At 51.1% G+C, this 415-nt stretch carries 1 protein-coding gene; it reads left to right on the forward strand.

All coding sequences use genetic code 11. The annotated features are described in order from the left end of the window. Positions 1 to 244 precede the first annotated feature (244 nt). Positions 245 to 373: a hypothetical protein gene (locus tag HMPREF2565_RS14345; RefSeq protein ID WP_255365578.1), complete on the forward strand. Its 129-nt coding sequence runs from the start codon at positions 245 to 247 to the stop codon at positions 371 to 373. Positions 374 to 415 lie beyond the last annotated feature (42 nt).

Here is a 415-nt window from a genome sequence, read left to right on the forward strand (position 1 = left end):
TCCGTGTCCAAAAAGTCCATGGACATAACACCCCAGAGCTAAGAGCTGGAGTGCCGGATGTGGCGGTGGCGGCGTAGTCCACGCTCACGACATCCTTGAGCACCGTTCCTGCGCACGCCGAAGGGAGGAGTGCCTAGGATTGCCTCAAAAAATAGCGTCCAACAGCCAATTCTGCGGACGCATCAAAGCAGATGGACAATGGTCACCGTACGTTTACGTGAACACTGTCCCCTAAGGAATGACTGTGCAAATCTTTCAGATCCTGCTGGTAGCTTTCATAGCTGCACGGCTTCACTTCTTGGTCAAAGAAGTAGAAAAAACAAATGAACTTCTAGCCCTTCAGATTGAAGAAACCCGCCAAGGCGATACCTAAAGCATCGCCTACTTGAGGTTACCCTCGTTTAGTGGACACCCT

Origin of the sequence: Corynebacterium sp. HMSC072A04, from assembly GCF_001809235.1 — a bacterium.
In the GTDB taxonomy this organism is placed as follows: Bacteria; Actinomycetota; Actinomycetes; order Mycobacteriales; family Mycobacteriaceae; genus Corynebacterium; species Corynebacterium hiratae.